Raw genomic sequence first — 377 nt, forward strand, 5'->3', positions numbered from 1 at the left:
CGCAGCACCTGGCGCGGATGCAGGTACTCGCCGCCGGAGAACGGGGTCTCGTCCTTGGCCTCGTCGATGGCGTCGAGGCTGAACGGGTCCTTCTCGTGGGTCCACTCGTCCAGCTCGCGCTCCCAGGCCGCCTTCTCGCTGGCGATCTGCTCGGCGCGCTCGCCCTTGCTGGCGTCGCAGACCAGCTCACGGCCGGCCAGGCGCTCGGTGATCGCCTCGGCGGCTTCCTTGGCGTCGCCGCAGATGCCCACCGCGATCTTCTTCACCAGCCCCAGCATCTTGTGGTCGGCGTCGATCTGGATGATCTTGGCGTCCTTCGGCCAGTAGTCCATGCCGTGCTGCGGCAGGGTACCGAACGGCCCCAGACGCGTGCCCAG

1 pseudogene is annotated in these 377 nt (G+C 69.0%); it reads right to left on the reverse strand.

The window, feature by feature from the left end:
* Nucleotides 1–377 (reverse strand): annotated as a pseudogene (locus tag GRB96_RS15400) (sulfoacetaldehyde acetyltransferase); the annotation flags it as partial.

The sequence above is a fragment of the Halomonas alimentaria genome (genome assembly GCF_009902005.1).
GTDB lineage: Bacteria > Pseudomonadota > Gammaproteobacteria > Pseudomonadales > Halomonadaceae > Halomonas > Halomonas alimentaria.